The following is a 1,603-nucleotide window of genomic DNA, read 5'->3' on the forward strand; positions in this document are numbered from 1 at the left end:
TGTAGGGCCGTGATGCACGCCTTGCCGCTACCGCTCGCAACGCTCCCCGCGACTGCTTCGGTTTCCTGATCTAATCGCCACGCCTTCGAATTCAAACATTCAAACCGTTGCGCGATGACTTGCCGACAATCCCTCGATTAGCGACATATAGTGTTCGAGCGACGGCGTCGCCCGTTGCGGCGCCTTGGCCAGATCGTCCCAGCGACGCAACGACAGCGCGTCCTGTGCGAATGGCTTGCTCAAGAACGCCTCGGCCTCTTCGGCGCTGAAAATGCCGCCCTGCAGTTTCAGGCTGCGCACCGAATCGACGGAAAGCTTTGCGAAATAATCGGCGTCGATCGCGCACAGGCAACGCTTGGCGTCGACGTGAAGGCGAATCGGTTCGAGCACGGCTTCGTTAAAAAGCGGCCGCAGGAAAGGTAGCGCGAAGTATTGGTGCAGGTCGTCGATACCCCGCTCAGTCGGCGTCTCGCCCTGCAAATTCAGCAAATGGCCGAGGTCATGCAGAAATGCTGCCGCCACGAGCGTGTCCGCCGCGCCCGCTTGCTCCGCCAGCGCAGCCGTTTGCAGCGCGTGTTCAAGTTGTGTCACCGGCTCGCCGCTATAGGCAATGCCGCCGTAAGTGTCGAAGAGATGCACAATGTCAGTCAGTGTCAGTGCCACGATTCATTCCCACGGAAGCGAAAAAGTCTTGAGGTTCGTGAAGCTTTTCATGGCTTCCTGCACGCCTTCCTTGTAGCCCAGACCGGAGTCCTTGATGCCACCGAACGGCGTCAATTCGATCCGGTAACCGGGCACTTCCCATACGTTCACCGTGCCCACGCGCAACTCGTTCACGAAGCGCGTGATGAGATCGGCGCGATCCGTACACAGGCCTGACGACAATCCGAACGCCGTGCCATTGCTGATACGAATGGCGTCGTCGACGGTATCGAATTCAATGATGGGCGACACGGGGCCGAAGGTTTCCTCGCGCACCAGCGTCATGGCGGGATCGACCCGGTCGAGAACCGTTGGCGCGTACAGTGCGCCGTGGCGGCGGTTGCCGCACAGAAGCCGCGCGCCCATCGCGACCGCTTCGTTCACGCGCGTTTCAAACAGCTCGGCGGCCGCCGCGTCGATCACGGTACCCATCTGGTTCGCCGGGTCGAAGGGGTCTCCATAGGTCCAGGCGCGCGTCTTTTCCACCACCAGTTCCGTAAATCTTGCAGCCACGCTCTTCTGTACGAGCATGCGCTTGACTGCCGTGCAGCGCTGGCCGGAATTCTTGTACGAACCCTGTACAGCCAGCGTTGCAGCGCGTTCGAGATTGGCGTCTTCGAGGACGATCAACGGGTCGTTGCCGCCTAACTCCAGCACCACTCGCCGATACCCCGCCTTCGCGGCAATCGCCTTGCCGATCGCGACGCCCCCCGTGAACGTGACGAGTTCGGCGTGCCGGTGTGTAACGAGTTCTTCGGCGATTTCGCGCGGATCGCCGGTCAGCACTTGCAACATGGGCGCGGGCAAGCCGGCTTCATACAGCACGTCGGCGAAGTAGTACGCCGACAAAGGCACTTTCTCCGACGGCTTCAGGATCACGCGGTTATTCGTTGCAATGGCC

The 1,603-nt window shown here is 60.9% G+C and carries 2 protein-coding genes; both read right to left on the reverse strand.

Features of this window, described 5'->3' with window-relative positions; genetic code table 11:
* Nucleotides 1-99 precede the first annotated feature (99 nt).
* On the reverse strand, nucleotides 100-663 hold the full coding sequence (locus WCA53_RS29710; RefSeq protein ID WP_423919706.1) for a phosphonate degradation HD-domain oxygenase: 564 nt from the start codon (nucleotides 661-663) through the stop codon (nucleotides 100-102).
* Nucleotides 664-666: 3 nt separating this feature from the next.
* Nucleotides 667-1,603, reverse strand: a 937-nt coding sequence (locus tag WCA53_RS29715; protein ID WP_423919711.1) for an aldehyde dehydrogenase family protein, incomplete at its 5' end; no start/stop codon positions are given.

The organism is Caballeronia sp. (genome assembly GCF_049581465.1).
Lineage (GTDB): Bacteria > Pseudomonadota > Gammaproteobacteria > Burkholderiales > Burkholderiaceae > Caballeronia.